Here is a 22,149-nt window from a genome sequence, read left to right on the forward strand (position 1 = left end):
CCGGCAAACGTGGCCTGTGGATTGCGAAAATTGGGCATAAATTCGGCTTTTATCGGTTGTGTGGGCAAAGATCAACCAGGAGAACAGTTAATCGCCTTGCTAGACGCTCTCGGAGTCGATACTACTGGTGTACAGTATCACCCCACCCTACCCACCCGACAAGTTTATGTCACCCGCGATGCTGGGGGAGACAGACATTTTGCGGGTTTTGGCGGCAGAAAAACGACTGATTTTGCCGATACTGCCCTTAATGCTGACCTATTGCCCGAAAATCTGTTTAAAAATGCCAATTATCTAGTGATGGGAACCCTAGGGTTAGCCTATCCCCCGGCGAGAGCTGCGATGATGCGCGCCCTGCAATTGGCTAAAATTTACGGGGTGAAAGTATTGGTCGATATCAACTGGCGACCGGTTTTTTGGCCTAATCTTGAGGCTGCCCCTGATATCATTCGAGATTTTATTGCCCAGGCCGATTTGCTCAAATGTAGCGAGGAAGAAGCATCATGGTTATTTGGCACTGATACCCCCAGAGAAATATCATCACAATACCCCAATTTAGGGGCAATTCTGGTTACGGGCGGCGCAAAAGGTTGTAAATATCATTTAGGCAAAAATAGCGGTAATGTCGAGGCTTTTTCTGGGGAGGTAGTGGATACAACCGGGGCGGGGGATGGCTTTGTGGCGGGTTTTTTGGCTCGTGCTGGTCTGGGAGGCGATCAAATCGAGGAAAATGCCGATTTAGCGCGTAAGGCGGTGATTTATGCCTGTGCGGTGGGGGCAATGGTGACAAGAAGAGCAGGCGCGATCGCATCCCAACCAACTCGGGAACAGGTGGAGGAGTTTCTAGCGGCCTTTGAATCCTAGAAACTATACTAGGGTTTGCGGCAAAAAGTTTTTCGTGGGGGCAGGGTGTGACCCCCCCCAACCCCCCCCGACATCGGGGGGGGGTTGCCTTTTGCCTTTTGCCTATCCTGATATTTCACCTATACTCAACCGATTTAGTATTATTTGCCAGTTTTTTGGTCAAACCAGTCTAAAACCCGATTCCATGCCCACCAGCGATCGCTATCGCCCCACTGACGCTGACAGGATAAACTGCTGATATAACCCACATGACCACCATGGTTGGTTAAGAGTAGATCCACATGGGGATTATCAGCGATCGCCGCTTGCAGATCGGGAATAACTGCGGGGGAAAAGAGGGGATCATCGGCTGCGTAGAGGATAAAAGTGGGTTTAGTTAAGTAGGGTTGAAAGGGCAAGGGACTACTAGCGGCATAATAGTCAAAAACTGTCTCAAATCCTAGCTTTTTAATCACTAATTCTCGATCGAATCCGGCAATCGTGGTGGCGCGAGTAATTGCTTGGGGATCGATATGATCGGGATGAGCCTTATGGATGCGTTTGGCTAACTTGCGTAGTTCCCTGGCGATCGCTTTTTCCAAATGTTTCCCCCAGGTATCCTGGACGAGATAGGATAAAGAACGATTAGAGTCTAAATTAGGACAAATTACCGCACCACCGCCGATATCGATGGGATCGATCCCCATATCTTCCTGATTCTCTGCCGATTTAATTCCCCAGAGGGCCAATTGTCCCCCCAGAGAGTAACCCGTGAACCAAAAAGGAGCGGGACAGCCCATTTTTTGGGCTTGGGCGGCAATATGAATGAAATCTAGCCCTTCATAGATACCATCGGAGGTGAGAGTCGGGGATAATTCGGCTGTCTTACCGTGGGCCCGCCAATCGAAGAGGACGACTGCGTAGTTTCTTGCTACGGCTTTTCTGCCTAAAATTCTTAAAAACCATTGATTATCTAAGTCTCCCGTGATGCCGTAGGTGCCGATAATGGTTCCTTTCGCTTGCGGGGGAATGGAAAAAATCCCGTAGATGGGGACGGCATTGGCCCCGGTGAAAATGGTTTCTTGATAGACTGGTTCGGGAATAGCGATCGTATTTTGCCAGGTTTCTCGCGCTTTTAGGGCCACATAGAGGGTCATGGCAAAACCGTTTTTCAGCAATGGGGGCGGAGTGTAGGTGAGATTATCGGTCCTCGTCCTCGGATGGGCAAGCATAGCAGCACAGGGGATTCAAAAAGTCAAGAGGGGGAGACAAAAATTAACTTATGCCCACCGCTTTCTTAAAAATTGTAAAGCAAATTGTCCCAAGCAGCGATCAACTCTGGCAGGGCATTGGCCGACCAATTGCCCTCACAACCGCGACCTTGATAGAGAATCAATCGCAGGGAATAATTATCGGGAAATCCTGCCGCTTCTAACCATAAAAGCTCGCTTTCCGCTTCACAAGCAATACTTTCTTCATCCATTAATTCTGTGGCTATGGTTGCCATAGTCGCGGTCAATTGTGATAGTAACCGACGCAAATCTTGCCACTCGGCCTCGGTTAATTCGATCGCCCAGTCATCGCCACCAATTAATCCTTTATAAACGGCTGCCGTAGGATTCCAACCGAGTCGCCAACCCGAACCATATTTGAGAATTTTTTCCATAATTTTCTAGAATTTTAATAGGTCGGCATCTCCCGGTTTTGATAATGATGGACGACTAGGAGAAGGACTAGGAGAAGGACTAGGATTGGGGGTTTCTTGGGGGAGAATAGCGGGGTTATAAATTTCGACGAGAAGGGTGACTAACTGCTGCCGTTGACGACGATTAAGACTGTTAATCGCTTTGATATCGGCAGCCATGGGATTAACGGTAAGGGTTGCTTGTCCGGGATAGTTTTCTTCGCTGATTTTCTCGTTCACTCCTAGATAATCTCCTAGGGTTAATTGCCAATCAAAACGGATGAGAGTAAATCTTTTTTTGGTATCTTGATGATAACGAAGAAAGCGACTTATTAAAGTATTATTCGGATCGATCGCTCCTGTGTCTCGACGGATATAGTTATTTTCTTTCGGTAAATCTGGCATTGCTTGATAAATTTGTTGAGCAACTGTTTCGGGTCGTTGAATTTGGCTCATCCCGGTGGATTGCCAGGATAACCACCAGAAAAATATTCCTATTCCTAGCCAGAATATTAATAATATTATTCGCTGAATTTTCAGCTTTTGAGGAAATTTTAAGAGCATATTAATCAAGAAAAGATTGAAGTTAATTATCTAGGAACAGTGGGGATTTTTCAGGAACATTTCAAGAGGTTGGGAATGTTATAATCATCTAACAATACCCCAACTCATCTAACTGTAACACCTAGGCTCAAAGTTACCCCAGTCATCCCCATCATAGCAAAGACTGGACACGATCGAGAGGCCAGTAAACTTTATAGGCTTGACCAACGATATAACTTTCTGGCAAAAAACCCCAAGCATGGGAATCAAAACTATGGTTACGATTATCTCCCAAAACAAACAGGGTTTTTGGGGGTACAGTCATAAATTCTATTTCATAATTGGCTAACTCGGCGGTGTAGGGTTCCTCGATAACTTGCCGGTTGAGATAAACTTTACCCCTGCGGATTTCAATGGTATCCCCGGGAATAGCGATGACTCGTTTGATAAAAAAATCTCCCGAATTAGGCTCTAGTTGCTTAATTTTTTCGGGAGTTCTAAAAACAATTATATCGCCTCTTTCCGCTTGATAATTACTGGATTGACTGACGAAAACGCGATCACCTACTGCGAGGGTAGGCAGCATGGATTCGCTAGGAATCTCGAAAAATTCTATTTTTTGATGTAACCAATCGGGAAAATAATTACAGATAATTCCCCAAGTAAAAATTGCTGCCACCATCAGCGCCAAAATGGAACGATAGGTGTGACGATGGGGATGGAATTGATGGGGGAAAGTGTGATAAACATGATAAATAGCGATCGCTGTAATTAAAGGCGCAAGAAAGAGGATATTAGCAAAAAAATCAGCCATTTTCAGGCTAATCTGGGATATAGTCAGAAAAATTATCCCTAAGCTCACCTTATCAGCGTACAATTGCCCCAAACCTGGCATAATCCGGTTAGCGAAGACGGCAAACCATGGGTTTTTTTGTTTCCGGGGAATTTTCTCTAAGCTGTTATTCTGTCTGGAATAATAAACACTCCAGTGAGCGTCAAAAATATTGCTAATGTAAAGGACAACCAGAGCAACTATTCCCCCTAATCCCCAGCTTACAGGGCCATTGGGGCTAAAAATTGACCAAATTGTCACAATTATTAATATTACTTGAGTGATCGCCCAAATGGTTGCTTTTTGGTTTTTGTTAGCATACCATTGTCCCAAGCCGGGGAAGAACATCGAGAGATTGACAGCTAACCAGGGATCTTTTGCCAGTGAATTAGTCGCATCAGGAGGAGAAACAGCCGAAAAAAGGGGGGGTTTGCTCATAGTATAGACCTATTGCCAATTCAGTGAACAGTGATCAGTGAAAACATATTAGGAATAATACTGCTCGCTTAATACATACTGCTCACTTAAAACTCAAATCTGATAACTGATAACTGATAACTGATAACTGATAACTGATAACTGATAACTGATAACTGATAACTGATAACTGATAACTAATATAGCAACCAACAACAATTAATGCTCTTACTGCAATTTAGCACATCTCATTACTGTCGCAAAGCTCGTTTAGCTCTAGGTTATAAGGGGATTGATTACCAAGTAGAAAATCTCACCCCCGGACTACATATTCTCAAACTCAGGCCCCTAACCAAAGGGTTAACCACTGTCCCCGTTTTAATGGCAGCAGATGAGATTATTGCCGATTCTACTGCCATTTTCAGATATTTAGAAAAGGTGGTTCCTGTCCCCTCTTTTATTCCCGCTGGGGAAAAGGAGAAAAATCAAGCTTGGTTACTAGAGGATTGGTTAGATGAAAGTATTGGAGTAGCGACGAGATTTGTCTATTATGATTATCGCGCTGGAGAGGGAAAAGCGATCGATCCTTCCCTGAGTAGTCAAATAATTATTAAGATCGTGCGACAACAATATAAAATCACCCCAGCAAGGGTAAAACTAGCGGAGGAGCGCCTAGAAAATGCCCTCAAGATTCTAGAATATTGGCAAAATCAGGCCTATTTGGTGGGAGATAAATTAAGTGTAGCCGATATTGCTGCCACTGCCCTACTCAGTCCTCTGGCTCTAATTCCCAGTTATCGTCAAAAATATCCCTGGTTGTTTGCTAGAATCGGGGAAATTCATCAACAGTGTCGAGAAAAATTGCCCCCCGGTTTAAATTAAATGCAGCGAACGACCAAAATTATCATCCTCATCTCGATCGGTTTCTTATCGCCCCTAAAAGCCCTTGCTTTGCCCGCTCCTGAAGATATTCCTGAAGAAGTTTTACGAGCAGAAATTATCACTTCGGCTCGATCGCCCTTGGATAATCAACCCCTAAATGCGGCAGAATATGCCTTACTGGAAGAACAATTAGCCACCAGCATTTATCCCCCCCAAATTAATCCCAAGATTCGACAATTAATTGCCCTGAGAAGATTACAAAAACTCCTCCAGATATTGATACCTTTTTATCGTTAAGATCGAAATAGCCGATCTCCTTTGGCAAGAGTGCATCTGCTAACCAAAAAGTTAGAGAGGATTGGAGCAAGGCGATCGCTTTTATCACCAGCAGACAAAAATCCCGTGTTATGATTAATGAAAAAATCATAAAGTTTTGTAACAAACCTTGACTGCTATCCTCCACCCCCAAGAAAAACCCCTGCTTAATCGTCCTTGGTACTCCCTGTCCCCTCTCTGGCAAGGAGACGAAACCGATGTGAAACAAGGTTTACCCCATAGCCAACTCGCGCCTCCTTGGCAGATTTTAATTCTCGGCGATGGTTCTCCCACCCGTCATTTACAACTTTTAACTGGTGAAAAAACGGAGGTGGATGTGATCGATATGTCCCCCATCGGCGACGATGAGGATGGCGCACCGATGAAAATTAGCCTGATTCCAGGACCGAGATTGCGTCGTCAAGTCTGGTTACGCACAGCTAGTGGTCAAAGGTTAGCCTATGCCGCTTCTTGGTGGTCCGCCAATCAAGTGGACGAATATCTAGAAAATCGTTCCCTACCGATTTGGGAAAGTCTCTCGCGGCTGCACACGGAATTGTATCGCGATGTGCAGGGACTTTATTACGGTCATTCCCCGGAATTAGAAATAGCTTTTGGGGAAAAAGGAGCATTTTGGGGTCGTCATTACCTATTTTGGCACGCTCGCCAACCCCTTACCCTGATTTACGAGGTTTTTTCTCCCTGTCTCCGTAAATACCTCGGCGAAATGAGAATTGATCAATTAGGATAACTGCCGTAGATAAGTAGTCGTGCAAAATTAATTTCCTAGTGAAGATAGGCAAGAGGCAAGAGGCAAGAGGCAAGAGCGGGGTTAGATATGTGTAATTAATTTTGCCTAGGTACTTATTTCTATGTAGTTCAATTAGCTAATCTTTGGAGAGAATTAAATGATTTTTCTCCGTTAATTTGGCCGTCCAACCCGGTTCAATCACAATCGTGCTAATTTTTTCGATAATAATTGCAGGTCCTGCCAGACAATCAAAAGGTTCCAGATCTGAACGCTGATAAATTGGCGTTTCCCGCCATTGATTAGCCATAAAAACTGCTACTCGATCGAGGATAGGAGGTAATTCTCCCATCGGACGGGTGCGAGTTAAAATTGCTTCTTGGGGACTGTCCATAGTCTCGATCAATTCCACGGCGATGGACTCAACAATTAAAGCTTTTTGTTCTTGTTTAAACCCATAACGTCTTTGATGTTCCCGTTCAAAATCCTGACGCATTTGATCGCTAAAATTAACCGCTAAAGTGGCATCACTGCCTTGATATTTTAAACTGACTTGCTGCCGCACCTGATTATAACCCTCTAATTCCCGACCTGCTAAAACTTCTAATTCGTTCATTTCCGTGAGTAACTGCCCGATTAAATCAGCATTTAACGGCTGTTCGATCGCTTTTTCTTTAATTACCCTCAAATCGGCCAAACCCATGCCGTAGGCGCTTAAAACCCCGGCGTAGGGATGGAGAAAAATGCTTTTCATTCCCAGAGTATCGGCAATTAAACAGGCCACTTGACCCCCGGCACCGCCAAAGGTACAAAGAGTATAATCACTGAGATCATAACCCTTTTGCAGAGAGATTTTTTTAATCGCATTAGCCATATTTTCCACGGCAATTTGAATAAACCCCGCAGCCAGCAGTTCAGGACTATTATTACCCCCCATTGTTGCTGCCAATTCTTGAAACTTTGTCAGCACAATCTCTCTATCTAGGGGTAAATTTCCCTCTTGTCCAAAAATAGCGGGAAAATAGGCAACTTGAATTTTTCTTAACAAAACATTAGCATCGGTAATTGTTAATGGTCCACCCCGTCGATAACAGGCAGGTCCTGGATTAGCTCCGGCACTTTCTGGTCCGACTCGAAAACGATAACCATCATAGACTAAAATCGAACCCCCACCAGCGGCCACGGTGTGAATACTTAACATCGGCGCTCGCATTCTTACGCCAGCAATTTCGTTATCTGTTTGCCGCTCGTATTCCCCTTGAAAATGAGAAACATCGGTGCTAGTTCCTCCCATATCAAAACTGATAATTTTGCTAAATCCCGCCCTTAAACTGGTTTGTACTGCCCCAACTATTCCCCCCGCAGGACCGGATAAAATGCTATCTTTGCCCTGAAATTTATCGGCGGTGACTAAACCGCCATCGGATTTCATAAATAGTAAGCTAGTCTTCGGTAATTGCTGGCTAATACTATCAACATAGCGGCGTAAAATTGGCGATAGATAGGCAGAAACTACTGTGGTATCTCCCCGGGATACCAGCTTCATTAAAGGACTGACTTGGTGGGAAATGGCTAGGTGAGTAAAGCCGATTTCTTTGGCAATGGCTGCCACTTGTTTTTCGTGGTCAGGATAACGATAACTGTGCATAAAAACAATCGCACAACTTCGGATACCCGCTTGATAAACTGGTATTAAATCGGCTTTAACTTGGGCGGGATTAACGGCGATTAATTCTTGTCCTTGACTATCGTAGCGTTCGGCCACTTCGATAACTTGTTCGTATAATAAAGAAGGAAGAATAATTTGACGAGCAAAAATATCGGGGCGATTTTGATAGCCAATTCTCAAGGCATCTTTAAACCCTTTGGTGATTAACAAAACCGTGCGCTCTCCCTTTCTTTCTAACAGCGCATTGGTGGCTACCGTTGTTCCCATTTTAATCACTTCGATGTTGTCTAGGGAACCGCTAATATCTTTAATCCCTTGAATGACTGCATCTGGGTATTTTTCGGGATTTTCCGAGAGCAGTTTATAGAGAACAATCCACTGTTGATCGGCAAGGGGAACAATCAGAAATCTAGCGGCATCTCTAGCTAGTCGTTCAATAATTTCTGGTCGATCGATTATCGCCACGATATCGGTAAAAGTTCCCCCTCGATCGATAAAAAATTTTAACATAATCCCTTCCAGTTCTCAGAATCAATTAACAATTGTGCCTAATCCTTTTAAAATAAACTAGATTGATTTATCTGAGTAAGCAAAATGTCCACAGGAATCGCTATTTTAGGGGTAGGACGTTGGGGAGTGCATTACGTCCGTCATTTTTCTCAACATCCCTCAGCACAAGTAGTGGCGATCGTTGACTCCTCCCCCGAAAAACTCCGTCTCTGTCGCGATCAATTTAATCTCGATACTAATAAGGTTATTTTAGCCAATGACTGGGAATCTATTCGCAATCACCCCGAAATCTCAGCCGTAGTCGTTGTTACTCCTGCCATCAGCCATTATCCCCTGATTAAAGATGCTCTTAATTTAGGTTATCACGTCCTCGCCGAAAAACCCTTGACCCTCAATCCCCAAGAATGTGCCGAATTAACGGAATTAGCGGCGCAAAAACAGCGTATTTTATTAGTTGATCATACCTATCTTTTTCATCCAGCCGTTATCACCGGACAAAAAGTCCTGCAATCTGGTGGCATCGGTAAACCTCTTTATGGTTATGCCACTCGCACTCACCTGGGTCCAGTTCGTCAGGATGTGTCCGCTTTGTGGGATCTGGCTATTCACGATATCTCGATTTTTAATCATTGGCTAAATAGTACACCTGTATTGGTACAGGCGCGAGGAACGGTTTGGCTACAACCTAATCTAGCCGATTTAGTCTGGTTAACCCTGATCTATGGCGATGGTTTTCAAGCGACTATTCATCTTTGTTGGTTGAATCCCGATAAACAGCGACGCTTAGGGATAGTTGGCAGCGAAGGGACTTTAATTTTCAATGAATTAGACTCTCGATCGCCTTTAACCCGACAAAAGGGTTATTTTGAACGTCAGGAAGCCTATTTTATTCCCCGGGGACAGGAGACGGAATCTATCCCTATTGCCGATGGTGAACCCCTAAAAGCATTGTGCGAACATTTTTTAGAGTCGGTGGCTACAGGTGTTAATTCTCCTGTATCTTCGGGATCGGTAGCGACGGAATTAGTCAAAATCCTCCAAGCAGCAGAATTATCTCTAGCCAGAGGTGGAGAGATTGTGCGCTTAGAATAGGGAAAAATGGGGTTGATAAGCTGTTGACTATCTAAATCACTCGTTAAGACTGCACTGGGGTTGAGAGCAGGGAAACGAGCGAGCGCTGTCTGCTTAGTCGATGTGTTCGGCAATGATGCCAGTGCGACGGTTGCGGTGAGGTGAAATTGAGAGACTTTCTCAGAAAGATGAAGTATAACCTAATTTGCTAGTGCCTTCGGCATCGCACTTTAACCCACAGTTTCAATCAATGTGCATGGTGCGTTCCCCAAAAATCTATTAGTGGAGCAGTAGGAGCCACCTTAGGGAACGCACCCTACCAGCTGAATTCACCCGCCATTTTGGTCTATTTTCCAGCATCAGTGGCTTTTTGACAGTTTCAATCAATGTGCATGGTGCGTTCCCCAAAAATCTATTAGTGGAGTAGTAGGAGCCATATTAGGGAACGCACCCTACGGCTAATTCAAGTAAAGCTTCCTCCAAAGTTAAGGGAGTTTCATCTTTAACGTCTATCATGGCGCGATAGAGTCCAGTATCTTCATAGGTTTCTATTATTTGTTGATAATCTTCAAAATTAATGATAACTTGCTGTATCTGACCTTGATTATCCATAATCAAGTCTTGAGCAAAGGGATAATCTTTGATGTTCATAATTAATTGTTCCTCATTTTGCTTGGGTTTCTAATCCCCTTCTAATTTGATATTGATTATTTTCTATAAGAGAACGAGCAGCATCACTAAGATTATCATCACCTTCGATAAACCATAAAAAGGTATGGGTATCCATTAAAATTTTCATGGCATATAGTTCTCAAATTCTTCGATGGGATCATCAAAGTTGTCAAGCATTTTAACGATGCCTTTTGCGCTTCCATATTGGGGATGTTTAACAGTAGTAGGAAGAGAAATAATTTGAAAGTCTTGACCTTCATTATTCTGGATAATAACTTGTTCACCTTTTGAGGCAGCTTTAAGGAGTTCAGAAAGTTGATTTTTAGCTTCATCTACGGTTAGTTGCATCATGGTTTTACTGGGTTAAATTTCTCAGATAATAATATAATTTATCGTGATTTAATCCTTGCTCAAGTATTGTTCAAGGGTCACATAGTCGCCTGATTGATATTCATCCCGAACTTGTTGAAGTTCTGCTAAGGTTTCCTCGTCGTCTTGATAGGAAGTTTCTTCTGCTTGAAAAATTTGTTGTTCTAGTATTTCTAATAATTGTTGTTTTTGCGTTAAGTCAAGGGATTTAATCGCTTCGGTTAGAGATTCAAAAGTGATTTGAAGATTGATGGTGGTACTCATGAAATTTCTCCTATTTGGATAAAAAGTTAAATTTTGAGAATTGCTTTAATTTTCATGGTTGGTATAGGTGATCAAGGGTTTCTAATCTTCTTCTAATGTAGCCTGAATTTTTGCTAATCGTTAGTTAATAGAAGTTATCCAACAAACGGGAACCGCTATCACGTCAATGGTTTCTTTATTGTCAAACATTTCTAGGAGATAACCTGCTTCTAATTGTTGTTCATTAGGAGGTAAATATTCAATAATTGTTCCCTGATCACCTTTTTTTAAAATAGTGTCGGGGACATCTCTACATAATTTGACTTGTTGAAAAAGTTGGACGGTTTGCATTATTCATACTCCTTAATTTTATCGTAGTAAAGAGTGACAAAATTAGCTGTTTGATTATTTTTATCGATCTGCCAAATACTAATTCACTTTTTCATGCGGTTCTATATAAACTCTATGTGATTATACATTTCTTCCGGTTCAAGAATTTCCCAGATTAAGAGTAGTCCTCGAATTATTTGACCAATAGATTTACTTTGTTGGGGACAGTAAGCAATTCCTGCATGAGTTATAGATGATTGATTGATTGATTCTTAAAAAATCAGTATCTTGAGTAAAAATTACGCGACCATTGGCTAAGGCAAATTGCAATTGTATTTCATCAGATACCCCCAATAAATTTTCTTCTGGAGTGGTAGTAACATCAAGGCCTCGATGGCGCAATCCAAGAGCAATACTATAGCTTACATTTTCATCTAGGTGAAATTTAATCTTGTTACCCATTCATTTTTCTTAGTTTTTCTTGGACTAGAGAAGGTGTTTTAGCTTGCATTTCCTTGGCAAAGGTATCATCATCTGTGATTTGTTGTCTAATTTCTTCAAGGTGATCGTGATAGTAAGAAAGGGCCGCGTAAACATCAGCTAAAGTAATGCTGGGATAATGATAAACAATTTCATCGGGTGACATTCCCAGGCGTTCGTGCCAAATAACGACATCTTGGACTTTGATGCGATGACCTGCGATGCGCGGTTTACCGCCACAGGTTTCCGGGGTAATTTCAATATGATTGATTAAAGTTGTTGTCATTGATAATAACGAATTTGTCCGATTATAGGGTCACAAGGAATCTGCGCCCGAATGTCATATATATTATATCACGTCAAGGTTTATAGAATAATTTTATTATGACAACTCTTATAAACCTGAAGCTAATTGAGGCGCGACAATAGTTTCTAGGGAAAAAGCATTCAGATCCGTTAAGTTTCTGGCCCGTTCCAAGGTGATTGCACAAATTTTCCCATTTTTATCAAGATCGACTAAGGTATTTTCATTGATTTCTTGAGTCTCGACAATAGGATTGTTATTGAACTCTAAATATAGAGTATCCGTATCTTGAAAGTAGGTGATTTTCATGGCTTAAAATTCCTGTAGTTTAAATAAGTTGTAAGTCATCTTTTTCTAAGTCGTTAAGAGATTGATTCGTGATGAGAGAATAAAGAACATCGGGGTCTAAATCAGCCCCATTTTCCCAATAAATTGTTCCCCAATCAGGATTAATTTTGACAGTTTTAAAAAAATCTAAGTCTTTGAGCGGTTGAAAAATGCCAACAAACTCGATAATTTCTTCAAGATTAATAATCCCCTCTTGATTATCTTCAAATTTAAGATAAAGTTGATAATTATTTAGGGGTTTCACTTCAATAATATCTTTTAGCATGGTTTATTCTAATGGGAGGATTGGTTGTAAAGGTTTATTAAGTCTAGCAAGTTGCCAATTTTCCTTTAATTCTTGTTGATGAATAGCAGCCCATTCAATTACTAAACCAAGAATCCTTGGAGACAATTGACCTTGTAAAATAGTGAGATTTTTAATGTCAATAATCGCCTTTTGTTGATTATAGCGAACATGAAAATGAGCAGGTGTATGGTCGTTATAGTACATAGTGATAATAATTCCTAAAAAACGACTAATTTCTGGCATTGCGAATTTAAGATTATCTATAATTTGTGTTAAGTGGTGATAACAAGCTGATCTTTTGTTTCCAATTCTAATAGGATGGGAATTAAGTCTTTGGCAATATCAATGACAGCATCTATTGTATCAGCTTCAGCGACAAGTCCTTGTATATCGGGACTGGTGGCGACATAGTAATCTTGTCCGTTTTCTTGAAAGCGTTCAATAGTGAGGTTAATTGGGTTTTGCATGGAAAATCAGTAAGGTTTAAAGTTTGCCTGTTAGTTTTTGTGATTAATTTGCTCAAGTTTCTTCTTTTCAGGTTTACCATAATAAATTTTTAGTATATCGCTTAAATAACTCATCTTTAGTGATAATCGGAATATTTTCAGTTAAGCTTTGAGCGATTATTAGGCGATCAAAAGGATCTTTATGGTGAAAAGGGAGTCTCTTGAGTTGTTCGAGATGTTCGGCGTTAATAGATAGTATATCAAAGCCGTTATTATAAACATAGTTTTGAATTAAATTTGGGAAAGTTGTCTTTAATTCTAATCTGTTAAGGTGTTAAGGCTGGCTTTGATGGACATTTCCCAGAGACTAGCGATACTTAATCGTTTTTGATATTGATTATTTTCGATCAGAGAACGAGCAGCATCACTAAGATTAGTATCACCTTCGATAAACCATAAAAAGGCGTGGGTATCCATTAAAATTTTCATGGCATATAGTTCTCAAATTCTTCGATGGGATCATCAAAATTGTCAAGCATTTTAACGATGCCTTTTGCGCTTCCATATTGGGGATGTTTAACAGTGGGAGCAAGAGAAATGATTTTAAAGTCTTGACCTTCATTATTCTGGATAATAACTTGTTGACCTTCTAATACGGCTTTAAGAAGTTCAGGAAGTTGATTTTGGGCTTCGTTTAGGTTTAGTTGTAGCATGGCTTTATTGGGTTGAATATTGATTTTTAGATAACGATTTACCTTAATAATCTTGTAATGTAGCCTGAATTTGCCCTAACAATTCCTCACAATTTTTAACCAAGGGAATCCACAGTTCTTGGCATAATTCAAGTGCTTCTTGGCAGTAGTTAAGAGCGCGATCGCAGTCTTGAGAATTATCCATCATATTTGAACGTTAAGCCACAGCGAAGCCTGTATATTGACGTATTTTAGGTTCATGAAATCCCAAAACAATATCTTCTTTAGCAATGCCTGCGCTTAGTAATTCTTTGGTGATACCGTCTTCGGTGTTGTCACATTGTACCCAAATTTTGTCGTTAATAATTTCTAAATGAATCAGACAATCATGATAACGCTGATTCTGTTGCCAACCTTCTGAAATGACGAGATATTGATCATTCTGAGGATCAAAAGCTAGACGATTTTGAATGTCCGCATTGTTATAAATAATTTGGCTATAGGGGACAAGAATCTGATGAATAATTTCGCGGTAATGGTTTAGTTTATCCATTGGGTGATTACCTCATTGTCAGGGTTAAAGATAATTAGTTTTAGTGTTTTTTCTTCAAGGAGTATTTGACCAATTTCTTGATGAAATAAGCTGTTGAAAGTTTTTTCCCGAATAGCAAGATAAAGAGTTCTATCTAAAAGCTGGCGAAAGTTTTATCTTAGACTGAGACTAATTCAGGTTCATCGATCAGTCGTAATAGTTTAGAATGATCAACGGTTTCCATCGCAAAGGTTTGACCATTTTGATCGCTAAAGTCAATCAGAAAGGCTTCTTGATCAAAGGACATAACAACTGTTCCTATTTGGCCACAACGCAAGAGAATGGGTTGATGGGTGATTTTGTGGATTGCTGTGATGTCTTGGGTTAAAGCAACTAGATCATAGTCTTGGATATTGTTCATAATCAGTTAGTCAAGAGGATAAACATTGGACAATTTCTAACAGTTGATCTTCCGCGTGGAATTGATAGGATTCATTAGCGACGGCTAACCATCCTTCGATCGCATCTTTTAAGTTATGGGTGACTTCTTCTAGGCTATCACCTTCCGTGATGCAACCTGGAAGGGCCGGAACTTCTGCCCAATAACCGCCTTCTTCGGCTGGATGAATAATCGCTTTAATTTTCATGGTTGGTATAGGTGATCAAGGGTTTCTAATCTCCTTCTAATAGTGATTTATTTGGTGGGCGATCGCGGTTTTGAGAATTGTCCATCATATTTGAACGTTAAGCCACAGCAAAGCCTGTATAGGGTCTAATTTCAGGGGATTTAAAGGCTAAAATAATCTGGTTTTGAGGGATTCCTGCGGCTACTAATTCATCGGCAATACCATCCTCAGTTCCGTCGTGTTGAATCCAAATTTTTTGATCAATAATATCAATATGTAATAGGGTTCCGTAGATTCGATAACCATTTTGCCAACCTGTTTCAACCAATAAATAGCGATCACGGGTTTGATCTAGGACTAATTCGATTTGGATTTGGCGATCAGTGTCGAGGAAGTCGGCATAATCTTGGAATGTTTTTTCAATAATTTGCCGATATTGGGCAATTAAGGAATCCATCGTACAATTACCTCCTGGTTGGGATCGAAACTAAATAACTGAATAATACCATCTTCAATTAAGGTTTGACCTGCTTCTTCTTCAAATACTGTTTTGCAGGTGTTTTCGCTAACAGCCAAAAATAGTTTATATTCGGGATAATAACGCTTTAAAAGATGGGTATAAACGACAAATTAACCAACTGCCTCTTCAAGGTCTTTCATATCAGAGGGACGAGTAAAGCTCTTAATTTCAACGGCTATTTTTTCTGTTCCCTTTTCTGCGGCTAATAGTCTTTCTGCTCCCAAATCAACAAACAGGTTTTTACCTCTTGCTAAACGAATCCGTAGGGGGTCATGGGTAATTGTCCAGCTGTCTTTGATTAGGGCGTGTTTTACACAGTCATGGAAAATATCTTTGGCAGGCATTGTTTTTTATAGATAAAAACTGAAATTTTCTCAGGTTTACTTTAAGTTATTGTCTGAATCTCCTAAGTTTCCCTGAATTTGCCCTAACAGTTCCTCACAATCTTTAACCAAGGTAATCCCCAATTCTTGGCATAATTCAAGCGCTTGTTGGCAATAGCTGAGGGCAAGTTCAGGGCGATTGGTTTTGTGGGCGATTTCGGCGAGAAACACCAATTTGGATTTGAAGTAGCGCAATGTTTCTAAATTATTAGCGATAGACATCTCTTCGATGTTTACATTGCAAGATGAGTATTGCCTGTTTTGGGTCATCAATTTCATAGCGAACTCGATAGTCACCAACACGCAAACGGTATTCATAATCAGAATTTTTTAATTTAACTACACCAGAGGGACGCGGTTCTATTGATAAATCTTTGATTTTTTCAAGAATACGACTTTTGATGGGATTAGGTAAGTCATCAATCTGTTTTTGTACAGATTTAGAGATTTTAATACTATAATCCATTGTGATTTAATCCTTGCTCAAGTATTGTTCAAGGGTCACATAGTCGCCTGATTGATATTCATCCCGAACTTGTTGAAGTTCTGCTAAGGTTTCCTCGTCGTCTTGATAGGAGGTTTCTTCTGCTTGAAAAATTTGTTGTTCTAGTATTTCTAATAATTGTTGTTTTTGCGTTAAGTCAAGGGATTTAATCGCTTCGGTTAGAGATTCAAACGTAATTTTAAGATTGATAGTGGTACTCATGAAATTTCTCCTAATTTGACAGAAGCTGAGGTTCATTTATCAAAAAGGTTATTTACTTAATTTTACTACATTCTCCTGAATTTGTGCAGAATAATTTTGTTATGACAAATTTTATAAACTTGAAGCTAATTGAGGTGCGACAATAGTTTCTAGGGAAAAAGCATTCAGATCCGTTAAGTTTCTGGCCTGTTCCAAGGTGATTGCACAAATGTTCCCATTTTTATCAAGATCGACTAAGGTATTTTCATTGATTTCTTGAGTCTCGACAATAGGATTGTTATTGAACTCTAAATATAGAGTGTCCGTATCTTGAAAGTAGGTCATTTTCATGGCTTAAAATTCCTATCAAAAAAAGCATTGTGAACTGTGATACCATCTTCGAGTAAGACAACCCTCAACGCTTTGTTGTCTATTTATTCAATATCAAAATGTTGAGTTTTCTTCAAAAATATTTTTGATAAAATCATATTGTTTAGGGAAAAACTGCCTTTTTGTATAATACAAAGGAGATTTTACATGAATATAACCTTTAGCATCATTTGCCCATTCACCGAGCAACATATCGTCACCATATAAATAACCATGAAACTTTGGAAAAGTATGCCAATATTTAATTTCTATTTCTACATTATTTTGCCTCAGTTGTTCATCCTCAAGTATAAATTCAAGGTTTCGATTAATCTTATTTTTAAAGTTTATCGATAATCGATTGGTTGAGATATATATATCAATAAGTTCATCACTCAATCTTTTCAGTATGAGCCTACTAATTTTAGGCTTTTTATCTAAATTAGCCTCATGAAATATTCTTGTAATCCATGCGTAAACAAAGTCTCCCTCTCCAATTGAAACATATAAGTCGTTCAGGATGTCTTTTTTTGTGACAATGTCTGTGAGAATTGCATAGTACTGTTCTGACCTTGTAAGCTGTTCGACTTTTCCAGTTAAATCAAATGTGAGAAGTTGCAGATTTGCTTCGGTTTGAGGCTTAGTATCCATTAAAGCAGTAACAGCAACAGGAGGCGCGGCGGTTTTCTCAGGTCTAGCGATCGCTTTTTTAGAGGGTTCAGAGCGCCTTTTATGCCACTCCTCCGAAAATTTAGTCAAATTTGTTGTCTTATCGCCGCATTTCGCCCACAGAGTTAGGGAGAACCGCCATTCCTCCGACCCCTGCTGTTTGAAACGCTCATCCCGAAGAATGCCTAGATAATCGGCTAAATAGTGGCTAATCGCGTCCCTAACTTGATCTTTGGTCAATTTTTCCCCTTTCTGCTCTGCCAAGCGTACTAAAGCCGCTAAATTCGTCTCAACCCGCAAAAGTTTCCCCTCTTCCCCTAGAGCCAGCTTGACTCCCCAATCATTATCCTCACATTGACAGTGAGCCACATGATCTAATAAGACTTCAAACAAGCGTTTGACCCTTTTTTCAACAGTTTCGCCATAACTCTTCTTAGGCATGGGATTAGATCGGTAGAGGTTTGGGATAGCTTATTTTAGTCTATTTTTTGGGATGATGAAAAACACCTAAGGGACTTGCGCTTTGATAATGTACCTTTTGGGCGAACGCAGTTCGCCCCTACATTGTGGACAAAATTTGATAATGTAGGGGCGCAAGGCTTGCGCCCTCCGATCGATCAGGTTTGCTGATCACCATAAGTAGGGGGAGAGCCTTCAAGATGTTGATGATGAAAAACACCTAATCAGGCAAAACCTAGGGGCCGAAATTGAGCATCGTTGATGATTTTAACCGTTTCTCCTGATTGCTTAATCACAAATAAACCGCGCCGATAAGCATAACTATCTATCCCCTGATCGATTTCAATCCCCGCTACTGCGCCATAAACCTGAAAGTCTCGAAATTGGGGAAAGGCTAACTTAAATCGCTGTAATCGATCGAGAAAGTCATCTACATCATCCTTCGATAACCTCGACTTACACTCCACCGCCACTAACTCACTGCCATTCACCGCCAGAATATCAATTTCCATCGCTGCCCCGGGACGTTTACTTTTTAAGCGACTCATGGTTTGGGTGACATCAATCCCCCGTTCTTGAAATAACTGCACAACCGCCGGCTCTACCATTTCTTCTATAAAAAGACACAAAGGGGTGGTTAAGTTATTGACGGCTTCGGTGGTGGCTCGTACCAGCTTTTTCAATTCTTCCATCGTGCGATCGGCTTCAGCATTGCGGCGGTCCGCTTCGGCATTGCGGCGGTCCGCTTCAGCATTGCGGCGGTCCGCTTCGGCATTGCGGCGCTCGGCTTCTTTTTGGAACTCGGCAAATTGAGCCTCGGTTCTTTCAAACAGTTTGTAAATATCGGCGATCATAATAGCTTCTGACATGGCGTGTTCTTGTCTATTTGAGCAAAGCCGATCCTATTCTACCAACTCGGCCGGTTGAGAGGATATCGTTCTTTTACCCATCACTTGCTGACAGGATAAATCCGACACCATCCCGACCAAAAATCGCAAATTTTTTCCTCGAAAAGTTTGGGGTACCCCACTCCCCCAAAGCCTCCCCCAAAGCTGAAAGCCTTAGCCAATCAGCTTTTTATTATGCAATTTTTTTTAATTAGACCTCTTGCCTTAGCACATACCCCAGATTTTTTCATAGCAAGTATCAACCTATTGAAGTGGGGAAAATCTTATGTTTTCAATGCTTACGTTCTCAACTGCTACCCTAAAAAACCACCTCAAAAAAAACGGTTTTTTTGTCTTCGATAACCCTTGTGGCGATCGCTGGTTCCAATGTTTAGAGGATATTACCCAAGCAACCCCCGTTATCCAAACTAACGGAGAGATTATCTATCCTATCAAAGCAAATCCTGACGCTATGGGAAAAAGTGATGCACAATCCCCCGGAATTGGGCTTTTACCTCATACAGAATGGTCTTACAAAACTATCCCTCCTAAATACCTCTGTTTGCGCTGTAAAACTCCAGATCGTTGGGGTGGGGGTGCGACGACTTTGGTTAAGTTTGATGACTTAATGCGTCATTTTACCCTTGAGGAACAACATTTTATGGCGGCTCAACCTCAATATTTTATGTCCAAAGACGGCAAAGAAAGCTGTTTTGCACCAATCTGGCAACGAGATGCCGAAATCATCCGCTTTAGCTATAATGTGCTGGTTTATGGGGAATTTAGCCCCGATATTAATAAACCGATCGCTTCCGGTCTAGATTCCCGTTTAATGGCTTTATGTGACAAATTTTTAGCACTGTTTGAAGCCTATCACGTTCCGCTCTATTTAAAAGCAGAACAGATACTGATCATGGATAATTATAGTTGTCTCCATTCTCGCCAATCCTACATTGATCCCAATCGCTCTCTTGAACGGGTAATGTTCGATGTTCCCTAACGGGAAATCGGGGTTAACTACTAGCTTTATAAGTAATGGCGGGAAGCGGATTTGAACCACTGACCTTCGGGTTATGAGCCCGACGAGCTACCAGACTGCTCTATCCCGCGTTGCTTTATTTAGTATAGAACTAAATCTCGGTAAATGCCAAGGAGTTTGTAAAATTACTTTACATTTACCGTCCGACCAGAGGTTAATACTTACGTTCCACGGGGGTGAAATCCTGAATCACTACGGGCATATAGTCGATATCGATGCCGGAGGGGGAATAATAGGCGAGGGTATGCTGAAGGAAATTTTGGTCATCCCGTTGGGGAAAATCCTCGCGGGAGTGGGCCCCTCGGCTTTCTTGACGATTGAGGGCAGAGGTGAGGATAATTTCCCCCACTACCATAAGACTTTGTAATTCCCAGGCCTCGATTAGTTCCGTATTCCAGCAATCCCCCCTATCATCGAGGTAAATCTGCTCGTATTGGCGCTTTAATTCGCCGATTTGTTTAATTCCCTCGCGCATAGTCGCTTCGCTGCGAAAAACGCCGCAATGTTGGGTCATACAGTCTTGGAATTGCTGACGTAGTTGACCGATGCGAATCGTGCCTTTTTTGGTCAATAGAGCGGTTATTTGCTCTTTGGCATCCTGAAGGTAAATATCGGGATTAAAGACGGGAAAAGCGCGTTTTTCGACGTATTTAGCGATCGATTTGCCGGTTCTTCTCCCATAGACCACACATTCTAACAGGGAATTACTGCCCAAACGATTGGCCCCGTGAACAGAGACACAGGAACATTCCCCGGCGGAGAAAAAGCCCTCGCTGAGGGTATCGGCACTTAAGCGAACGCGACCATCGGTATTAACGGGAATGCCGCCCATACAATAGTGAACCGTAGGACGTACAGGCATCGGTTCCTCTACCGCATCGACACCGACGAGACGGTGGGCCTCCTCCCAACAGAAGGGAATGCGACTCATAATTTTTTCCCGACCTAAATGGCGTAAATCCAGATAGACAAAGGGACCCCCGGCGCTACCGTCCAGATTTACCCCCCGGCCGGCGCGAATTTCTAGGGTAATGGCCCGGGAAGTGATGTCCCGGGGTGCCAATTCCATGCGCGAGGGGGCGTAGTCTTCCATAAAACGACGACCTTCGCTATTGATTAAATAAGCCCCTTCACCCCGGACTGCTTCCGAGATTAAAACACCGACGGGATAGAGTCCCGTGGGGTGAAATTGGACAAATTCCATGTCTTCTAGGGGAATACCCGCTTTTGCCGATAAAGCTAAACCGTCCCCCGTACAGGCGAAATCGTTGGAGGTGGTGTTATAAACGCGACCATAGCCCCCCGTCCCGAACATAATGGCTTTTGCCCGGAGGATTTCTAACTGTCCGGTGGCGATTTGGTACATAACTACGCCTTTAGCCGTACCTTCTTCGAGGATAAGGCGTAAAACGTACCATTCATCGTAGATTTTTACCTGATTACGGCGTAAATTGCTGACTAATTCGTGCAGCATGGCGTGACCGGTTTTATCGGCGGCGTAACAGGCCCGGTTATGGCTGTGACCGCCAAAGGCTCTTTGGGCAATGCGTCCATCTTCGAGACGGGAGAATAACACGCCTAGATGTTCCAATTCGATGATAACTTCGGGGGCTTCTTGGGTGAGGATATCCACCGCATCCTGGTCAGCCAGAAAATCGGACCCTTTGACAGTATCGTAGGCGTGGGCCTTGGGATTATCATTGGGGTCAACGTTTTGCAGGGCGGCGGCGATACCTCCCTGGGCAGCGACGGAGTGGGAACGAATCGGGTGGGTTTTGGCAACGACAGCAACATCGATAGTCGGGTTGAGGCGTTTGATTTCTAAGGCGGCGCGGCATCCTGCTAACCCACCGCCCACTATAACGACATCGTGTTCTTTCATGGCTGATTTTCCTACGGGCTTCTGTTTCTATGGTGGGGTGAGAATTGCTCAGAAGTCAGTTTTGTAACCGAGACTTTATATTTCAGGAGAAGGGAGAAGGGAGAACGGAGAAGGGAGACAGGTTTTAGGTGTTGGGGTGTTGGGGTGTTGGGGTGTTGGGGTTTTAGTTCAATTTCCCCACTTCCCCACGTCCCCACGTCCCCCCCTCCCCCCCTGCCCACGTCCCCCCGTCCCCCCGGCCCCCAGGGGCCCCAGGCCCCCGGCCCCCCCGCGCCCCCGGGCGCCCGGGGCCCGGGGGCCACGGGGGCCCGGGGGCACGCGGGCACGGGGGGACGTGGGGACGGGGGGAAGTGGGGAAATTGAACTAAAACCCCAACACCCCAACACCCCAACACCCCAACACCTAAAACCTGT

Annotated in this window: 37 protein-coding genes, 1 tRNA gene and 2 pseudogenes; 6 read left to right on the forward strand and 34 right to left on the reverse strand. The window is 42.3% G+C overall.

Annotation, left to right across the window (positions count from 1 at the left end):
• Nucleotides 1–864 (forward strand): carbohydrate kinase family protein (locus tag O9324_RS00280; protein WP_288139180.1); only part of this gene is annotated, 864 nt, incomplete at its 5' end.
• A 140-nt stretch (nucleotides 865–1,004) separates the two neighbouring features.
• Here O9324_RS00280 and O9324_RS00285 read toward each other — a convergent pair.
• From O9324_RS00285 to lepB, 4 genes are all read right to left on the reverse strand, one after another.
• The gene (locus O9324_RS00285; protein WP_288139181.1) at nucleotides 1,005–2,075 is read right to left on the reverse strand and encodes a YheT family hydrolase; all 1,071 of its coding nucleotides are present in this window, start codon (nucleotides 2,073–2,075) and stop codon (nucleotides 1,005–1,007) included.
• A gap of 65 nt (nucleotides 2,076–2,140) precedes the next feature.
• A complete protein-coding gene (locus tag O9324_RS00290) occupies nucleotides 2,141–2,509 on the reverse strand; it encodes a DUF1818 family protein (protein WP_288139182.1) in 369 nt (122 codons plus the stop codon).
• A 6-nt stretch (nucleotides 2,510–2,515) separates the two neighbouring features.
• Nucleotides 2,516–3,091: a hypothetical protein gene (locus O9324_RS00295; protein WP_287629753.1), complete on the reverse strand. Its 576-nt coding sequence runs from the start codon at nucleotides 3,089–3,091 to the stop codon at nucleotides 2,516–2,518.
• Nucleotides 3,092–3,242: 151 nt separating this feature from the next.
• Nucleotides 3,243–4,340, reverse strand: coding sequence for a signal peptidase I (lepB, locus tag O9324_RS00300; RefSeq protein WP_002767923.1), 1,098 nt, complete (start codon nucleotides 4,338–4,340; stop codon nucleotides 3,243–3,245).
• 201 nt (nucleotides 4,341–4,541) lie between these two features.
• On the opposite strand from lepB, the gene O9324_RS00305 reads away from it, so the two are divergent.
• From O9324_RS00305 to O9324_RS00315, 3 genes are all read left to right on the forward strand, one after another.
• Nucleotides 4,542–5,201, forward strand: coding sequence for a glutathione S-transferase family protein (locus tag O9324_RS00305; RefSeq protein ID WP_190356536.1), 660 nt, complete (start codon nucleotides 4,542–4,544; stop codon nucleotides 5,199–5,201).
• Entirely contained in the window at nucleotides 5,202–5,498 is a 297-nt protein-coding gene (locus O9324_RS00310; protein WP_002767927.1) for a hypothetical protein, read from the forward strand.
• Nucleotides 5,499–5,646: 148 nt separating this feature from the next.
• Entirely contained in the window at nucleotides 5,647–6,267 is a 621-nt protein-coding gene (locus tag O9324_RS00315; RefSeq protein WP_002767928.1) for a chorismate lyase, read from the forward strand.
• Nucleotides 6,268–6,403: 136 nt separating this feature from the next.
• Here the strand turns inward: O9324_RS00315 and O9324_RS00320 are convergent, their stop codons facing one another.
• Entirely contained in the window at nucleotides 6,404–8,443 is a 2,040-nt protein-coding gene (locus O9324_RS00320) for a hydantoinase/oxoprolinase family protein (RefSeq protein WP_287629751.1), read from the reverse strand.
• 84 nt (nucleotides 8,444–8,527) lie between these two features.
• On the opposite strand from O9324_RS00320, the gene O9324_RS00325 reads away from it, so the two are divergent.
• Entirely contained in the window at nucleotides 8,528–9,535 is a 1,008-nt protein-coding gene (locus tag O9324_RS00325) for a Gfo/Idh/MocA family protein (protein WP_288139183.1), read from the forward strand.
• A gap of 417 nt (nucleotides 9,536–9,952) precedes the next feature.
• Here the strand turns inward: O9324_RS00325 and O9324_RS00330 are convergent, their stop codons facing one another.
• From O9324_RS00330 to O9324_RS00460, 27 genes and pseudogenes are all read right to left on the reverse strand, one after another.
• A complete protein-coding gene (locus tag O9324_RS00330; protein ID WP_288139184.1) occupies nucleotides 9,953–10,165 on the reverse strand; it encodes a RelB antitoxin-like protein in 213 nt (70 codons plus the stop codon).
• Nucleotides 10,166–10,178: 13 nt separating this feature from the next.
• The gene (locus O9324_RS00335) at nucleotides 10,179–10,313 is read right to left on the reverse strand and encodes a hypothetical protein (RefSeq protein ID WP_288139185.1); all 135 of its coding nucleotides are present in this window, start codon (nucleotides 10,311–10,313) and stop codon (nucleotides 10,179–10,181) included.
• Nucleotides 10,310–10,537, reverse strand: a complete 228-nt coding sequence (locus tag O9324_RS00340; RefSeq protein WP_287107230.1) for a type II toxin-antitoxin system Phd/YefM family antitoxin — start codon at nucleotides 10,535–10,537, stop codon at nucleotides 10,310–10,312. Before O9324_RS00340 ends, O9324_RS00335 begins: the two co-directional genes overlap by 4 nt.
• A 48-nt stretch (nucleotides 10,538–10,585) precedes the next feature.
• A complete protein-coding gene (locus O9324_RS00345) occupies nucleotides 10,586–10,819 on the reverse strand; it encodes a hypothetical protein (protein WP_002767942.1) in 234 nt (77 codons plus the stop codon).
• Nucleotides 10,820–10,939: 120 nt separating this feature from the next.
• Nucleotides 10,940–11,149 (reverse strand): DUF4926 domain-containing protein, encoded by a 210-nt coding sequence (locus tag O9324_RS00350; RefSeq protein ID WP_002767944.1) that lies wholly within the window; start codon nucleotides 11,147–11,149, stop codon nucleotides 10,940–10,942.
• 189 nt (nucleotides 11,150–11,338) lie between these two features.
• The gene (locus O9324_RS00355) at nucleotides 11,339–11,590 is read right to left on the reverse strand and encodes a DUF5615 family PIN-like protein (RefSeq protein ID WP_002767945.1); all 252 of its coding nucleotides are present in this window, start codon (nucleotides 11,588–11,590) and stop codon (nucleotides 11,339–11,341) included.
• The gene (locus tag O9324_RS00360; protein WP_288139186.1) at nucleotides 11,583–11,894 is read right to left on the reverse strand and encodes a DUF433 domain-containing protein; all 312 of its coding nucleotides are present in this window, start codon (nucleotides 11,892–11,894) and stop codon (nucleotides 11,583–11,585) included. The genes O9324_RS00355 and O9324_RS00360 overlap by 8 nt, the downstream gene beginning before the upstream one ends.
• 108 nt (nucleotides 11,895–12,002) lie before the next feature.
• Nucleotides 12,003–12,221, reverse strand: a complete 219-nt coding sequence (locus O9324_RS00365; protein ID WP_288139187.1) for a DUF2283 domain-containing protein — start codon at nucleotides 12,219–12,221, stop codon at nucleotides 12,003–12,005.
• 19 nt (nucleotides 12,222–12,240) lie between these two features.
• Nucleotides 12,241–12,525: a DUF2442 domain-containing protein gene (locus tag O9324_RS00370; RefSeq protein WP_002767949.1), complete on the reverse strand. Its 285-nt coding sequence runs from the start codon at nucleotides 12,523–12,525 to the stop codon at nucleotides 12,241–12,243.
• Between the two features lie 3 nt (nucleotides 12,526–12,528).
• Nucleotides 12,529–12,789 carry a DUF4160 domain-containing protein gene (locus O9324_RS00375; protein WP_002767950.1) on the reverse strand — a complete coding sequence of 87 codons (261 nt, stop codon included), beginning with the start codon at nucleotides 12,787–12,789 and terminating at the stop codon, nucleotides 12,529–12,531.
• Between the two features lie 29 nt (nucleotides 12,790–12,818).
• Nucleotides 12,819–13,013 carry a DUF1902 domain-containing protein gene (locus O9324_RS00380; RefSeq protein ID WP_108936329.1) on the reverse strand — a complete coding sequence of 65 codons (195 nt, stop codon included), beginning with the start codon at nucleotides 13,011–13,013 and terminating at the stop codon, nucleotides 12,819–12,821.
• 73 nt (nucleotides 13,014–13,086) lie between these two features.
• A complete protein-coding gene (locus O9324_RS00385) occupies nucleotides 13,087–13,284 on the reverse strand; it encodes a type II toxin-antitoxin system VapC family toxin (RefSeq protein WP_353851657.1) in 198 nt (65 codons plus the stop codon).
• A 26-nt stretch (nucleotides 13,285–13,310) separates the two neighbouring features.
• Complete coding sequence (locus O9324_RS00390) at nucleotides 13,311–13,481, reverse strand: type II toxin-antitoxin system VapC family toxin (protein WP_288139188.1); 171 nt, start codon at nucleotides 13,479–13,481, stop codon at nucleotides 13,311–13,313.
• Complete coding sequence (locus tag O9324_RS00395; protein ID WP_288139189.1) at nucleotides 13,478–13,705, reverse strand: type II toxin-antitoxin system Phd/YefM family antitoxin; 228 nt, start codon at nucleotides 13,703–13,705, stop codon at nucleotides 13,478–13,480. Before O9324_RS00395 ends, O9324_RS00390 begins: the two co-directional genes overlap by 4 nt.
• 43 nt (nucleotides 13,706–13,748) lie before the next feature.
• Nucleotides 13,749–13,889 (reverse strand): hypothetical protein, encoded by a 141-nt coding sequence (locus O9324_RS00400; protein ID WP_288139190.1) that lies wholly within the window; start codon nucleotides 13,887–13,889, stop codon nucleotides 13,749–13,751.
• 12 nt (nucleotides 13,890–13,901) lie between these two features.
• Nucleotides 13,902–14,237, reverse strand: a complete 336-nt coding sequence (locus O9324_RS00405; RefSeq protein WP_288139191.1) for a XisI protein — start codon at nucleotides 14,235–14,237, stop codon at nucleotides 13,902–13,904.
• Nucleotides 14,225–14,362: pseudogene (locus O9324_RS00410) on the reverse strand (element excision factor XisH family protein); the annotation flags it as partial. The pseudogene O9324_RS00410 and the gene O9324_RS00405, both read right to left, overlap by 13 nt.
• Nucleotides 14,363–14,394: 32 nt before the next feature.
• Nucleotides 14,395–14,637 (reverse strand): DUF4926 domain-containing protein, encoded by a 243-nt coding sequence (locus tag O9324_RS00415; RefSeq protein ID WP_288139192.1) that lies wholly within the window; start codon nucleotides 14,635–14,637, stop codon nucleotides 14,395–14,397.
• A gap of 10 nt (nucleotides 14,638–14,647) precedes the next feature.
• Entirely contained in the window at nucleotides 14,648–14,863 is a 216-nt protein-coding gene (locus tag O9324_RS00420) for a type II toxin-antitoxin system HicB family antitoxin (protein WP_002788469.1), read from the reverse strand.
• A gap of 97 nt (nucleotides 14,864–14,960) precedes the next feature.
• Nucleotides 14,961–15,299: a XisI protein gene (locus O9324_RS00425; RefSeq protein ID WP_002788474.1), complete on the reverse strand. Its 339-nt coding sequence runs from the start codon at nucleotides 15,297–15,299 to the stop codon at nucleotides 14,961–14,963.
• Nucleotides 15,287–15,706: pseudogene (locus tag O9324_RS00430) on the reverse strand (XisH family protein). The gene O9324_RS00425 and the pseudogene O9324_RS00430 overlap by 13 nt, the downstream one beginning before the upstream one ends.
• A gap of 36 nt (nucleotides 15,707–15,742) precedes the next feature.
• On the reverse strand, nucleotides 15,743–15,967 hold the full coding sequence (locus O9324_RS00435; RefSeq protein WP_287658430.1) for a hypothetical protein: 225 nt from the start codon (nucleotides 15,965–15,967) through the stop codon (nucleotides 15,743–15,745).
• Entirely contained in the window at nucleotides 15,954–16,211 is a 258-nt protein-coding gene (locus O9324_RS00440; RefSeq protein ID WP_052275388.1) for a type II toxin-antitoxin system RelE family toxin, read from the reverse strand. Before O9324_RS00440 ends, O9324_RS00435 begins: the two co-directional genes overlap by 14 nt.
• A 6-nt stretch (nucleotides 16,212–16,217) precedes the next feature.
• Entirely contained in the window at nucleotides 16,218–16,451 is a 234-nt protein-coding gene (locus O9324_RS00445) for a hypothetical protein (RefSeq protein ID WP_002800859.1), read from the reverse strand.
• 111 nt (nucleotides 16,452–16,562) lie between these two features.
• Nucleotides 16,563–16,781 (reverse strand): DUF2283 domain-containing protein, encoded by a 219-nt coding sequence (locus O9324_RS00450; protein ID WP_002800860.1) that lies wholly within the window; start codon nucleotides 16,779–16,781, stop codon nucleotides 16,563–16,565.
• Between the two features lie 93 nt (nucleotides 16,782–16,874).
• Nucleotides 16,875–17,909: a hypothetical protein gene (locus O9324_RS00455; RefSeq protein ID WP_288139193.1), complete on the reverse strand. Its 1,035-nt coding sequence runs from the start codon at nucleotides 17,907–17,909 to the stop codon at nucleotides 16,875–16,877.
• Between the two features lie 242 nt (nucleotides 17,910–18,151).
• Complete coding sequence (locus O9324_RS00460; protein WP_288139194.1) at nucleotides 18,152–18,796, reverse strand: DUF3782 domain-containing protein; 645 nt, start codon at nucleotides 18,794–18,796, stop codon at nucleotides 18,152–18,154.
• A 304-nt stretch (nucleotides 18,797–19,100) separates the two neighbouring features.
• On the opposite strand from O9324_RS00460, the gene O9324_RS00465 reads away from it, so the two are divergent.
• On the forward strand, nucleotides 19,101–19,814 hold the full coding sequence (locus tag O9324_RS00465) for a TauD/TfdA family dioxygenase (protein ID WP_353851656.1): 714 nt from the start codon (nucleotides 19,101–19,103) through the stop codon (nucleotides 19,812–19,814).
• Nucleotides 19,815–19,850: 36 nt separating this feature from the next.
• On the opposite strand, the gene O9324_RS00470 is transcribed toward O9324_RS00465, so the two are convergent.
• Nucleotides 19,851–19,924: transfer RNA gene (locus tag O9324_RS00470), tRNA-Met, on the reverse strand.
• Nucleotides 19,925–20,007: 83 nt separating this feature from the next.
• Nucleotides 20,008–21,735, reverse strand: coding sequence for a succinate dehydrogenase/fumarate reductase flavoprotein subunit (locus O9324_RS00475; protein ID WP_288139196.1), 1,728 nt, complete (start codon nucleotides 21,733–21,735; stop codon nucleotides 20,008–20,010).
• Between the last annotated feature and the right edge of the window lie 414 nt (nucleotides 21,736–22,149).

This window comes from Microcystis sp. LE19-84.1B (assembly GCF_027531875.1).
Taxonomy (GTDB): domain Bacteria; phylum Cyanobacteriota; class Cyanobacteriia; order Cyanobacteriales; family Microcystaceae; genus Microcystis; species Microcystis panniformis.

Bases quoted from the DNA above. Each gene is read 5' to 3' on its own strand.
- O9324_RS00285 (WP_288139181.1), bottom strand. From the start codon at position 2,075: ATGCTTGCCCATCCGAGGACGAGGACCGATAATCTCACCTACACTCCG.
- O9324_RS00290 (WP_288139182.1), bottom strand. From the start codon at position 2,509: ATGGAAAAAATTCTCAAATATGGTTCGGGTTGGCGACTCGGTTGGAAT.
- O9324_RS00295 (WP_287629753.1), bottom strand. From the start codon at position 3,091: ATGCTCTTAAAATTTCCTCAAAAGCTGAAAATTCAGCGAATAATATTA.
- lepB (WP_002767923.1), bottom strand. From the start codon at position 4,340: ATGAGCAAACCCCCCCTTTTTTCGGCTGTTTCTCCTCCTGATGCGACT.
- O9324_RS00305 (WP_190356536.1), top strand. From the start codon at position 4,542: ATGCTCTTACTGCAATTTAGCACATCTCATTACTGTCGCAAAGCTCGT.
- O9324_RS00310 (WP_002767927.1), top strand. From the start codon at position 5,202: ATGCAGCGAACGACCAAAATTATCATCCTCATCTCGATCGGTTTCTTA.
- O9324_RS00320 (WP_287629751.1), bottom strand. From the start codon at position 8,443: ATGTTAAAATTTTTTATCGATCGAGGGGGAACTTTTACCGATATCGTG.
- O9324_RS00325 (WP_288139183.1), top strand. From the start codon at position 8,528: ATGTCCACAGGAATCGCTATTTTAGGGGTAGGACGTTGGGGAGTGCAT.
- O9324_RS00330 (WP_288139184.1), bottom strand. From the start codon at position 10,165: ATGAACATCAAAGATTATCCCTTTGCTCAAGACTTGATTATGGATAAT.
- O9324_RS00335 (WP_288139185.1), bottom strand. From the start codon at position 10,313: ATGAAAATTTTAATGGATACCCATACCTTTTTATGGTTTATCGAAGGT.
- O9324_RS00340 (WP_287107230.1), bottom strand. From the start codon at position 10,537: ATGATGCAACTAACCGTAGATGAAGCTAAAAATCAACTTTCTGAACTC.
- O9324_RS00345 (WP_002767942.1), bottom strand. From the start codon at position 10,819: ATGAGTACCACCATCAATCTTCAAATCACTTTTGAATCTCTAACCGAA.
- O9324_RS00350 (WP_002767944.1), bottom strand. From the start codon at position 11,149: ATGCAAACCGTCCAACTTTTTCAACAAGTCAAATTATGTAGAGATGTC.
- O9324_RS00355 (WP_002767945.1), bottom strand. From the start codon at position 11,590: ATGGGTAACAAGATTAAATTTCACCTAGATGAAAATGTAAGCTATAGT.
- O9324_RS00360 (WP_288139186.1), bottom strand. From the start codon at position 11,894: ATGACAACAACTTTAATCAATCATATTGAAATTACCCCGGAAACCTGT.
- O9324_RS00365 (WP_288139187.1), bottom strand. From the start codon at position 12,221: ATGAAAATCACCTACTTTCAAGATACGGATACTCTATATTTAGAGTTC.
- O9324_RS00370 (WP_002767949.1), bottom strand. From the start codon at position 12,525: ATGCTAAAAGATATTATTGAAGTGAAACCCCTAAATAATTATCAACTT.
- O9324_RS00375 (WP_002767950.1), bottom strand. From the start codon at position 12,789: ATGCCAGAAATTAGTCGTTTTTTAGGAATTATTATCACTATGTACTAT.
- O9324_RS00380 (WP_108936329.1), bottom strand. From the start codon at position 13,013: ATGCAAAACCCAATTAACCTCACTATTGAACGCTTTCAAGAAAACGGA.
- O9324_RS00390 (WP_288139188.1), bottom strand. From the start codon at position 13,481: ATGAAAATTTTAATGGATACCCACGCCTTTTTATGGTTTATCGAAGGT.
- O9324_RS00395 (WP_288139189.1), bottom strand. From the start codon at position 13,705: ATGCTACAACTAAACCTAAACGAAGCCCAAAATCAACTTCCTGAACTT.
- O9324_RS00400 (WP_288139190.1), bottom strand. From the start codon at position 13,889: ATGGATAATTCTCAAGACTGCGATCGCGCTCTTAACTACTGCCAAGAA.
- O9324_RS00405 (WP_288139191.1), bottom strand. From the start codon at position 14,237: ATGGATAAACTAAACCATTACCGCGAAATTATTCATCAGATTCTTGTC.
- O9324_RS00415 (WP_288139192.1), bottom strand. From the start codon at position 14,637: ATGAACAATATCCAAGACTATGATCTAGTTGCTTTAACCCAAGACATC.
- O9324_RS00420 (WP_002788469.1), bottom strand. From the start codon at position 14,863: ATGAAAATTAAAGCGATTATTCATCCAGCCGAAGAAGGCGGTTATTGG.
- O9324_RS00425 (WP_002788474.1), bottom strand. From the start codon at position 15,299: ATGGATTCCTTAATTGCCCAATATCGGCAAATTATTGAAAAAACATTC.
- O9324_RS00435 (WP_287658430.1), bottom strand. From the start codon at position 15,967: ATGTCTATCGCTAATAATTTAGAAACATTGCGCTACTTCAAATCCAAA.
- O9324_RS00440 (WP_052275388.1), bottom strand. From the start codon at position 16,211: ATGGATTATAGTATTAAAATCTCTAAATCTGTACAAAAACAGATTGAT.
- O9324_RS00445 (WP_002800859.1), bottom strand. From the start codon at position 16,451: ATGAGTACCACTATCAATCTTAAAATTACGTTTGAATCTCTAACCGAA.
- O9324_RS00450 (WP_002800860.1), bottom strand. From the start codon at position 16,781: ATGAAAATGACCTACTTTCAAGATACGGACACTCTATATTTAGAGTTC.
- O9324_RS00455 (WP_288139193.1), bottom strand. From the start codon at position 17,909: ATGCCTAAGAAGAGTTATGGCGAAACTGTTGAAAAAAGGGTCAAACGC.
- O9324_RS00460 (WP_288139194.1), bottom strand. From the start codon at position 18,796: ATGTCAGAAGCTATTATGATCGCCGATATTTACAAACTGTTTGAAAGA.
- O9324_RS00465 (WP_353851656.1), top strand. From the start codon at position 19,101: ATGTTTTCAATGCTTACGTTCTCAACTGCTACCCTAAAAAACCACCTC.
- O9324_RS00475 (WP_288139196.1), bottom strand. From the start codon at position 21,735: ATGAAAGAACACGATGTCGTTATAGTGGGCGGTGGGTTAGCAGGATGC.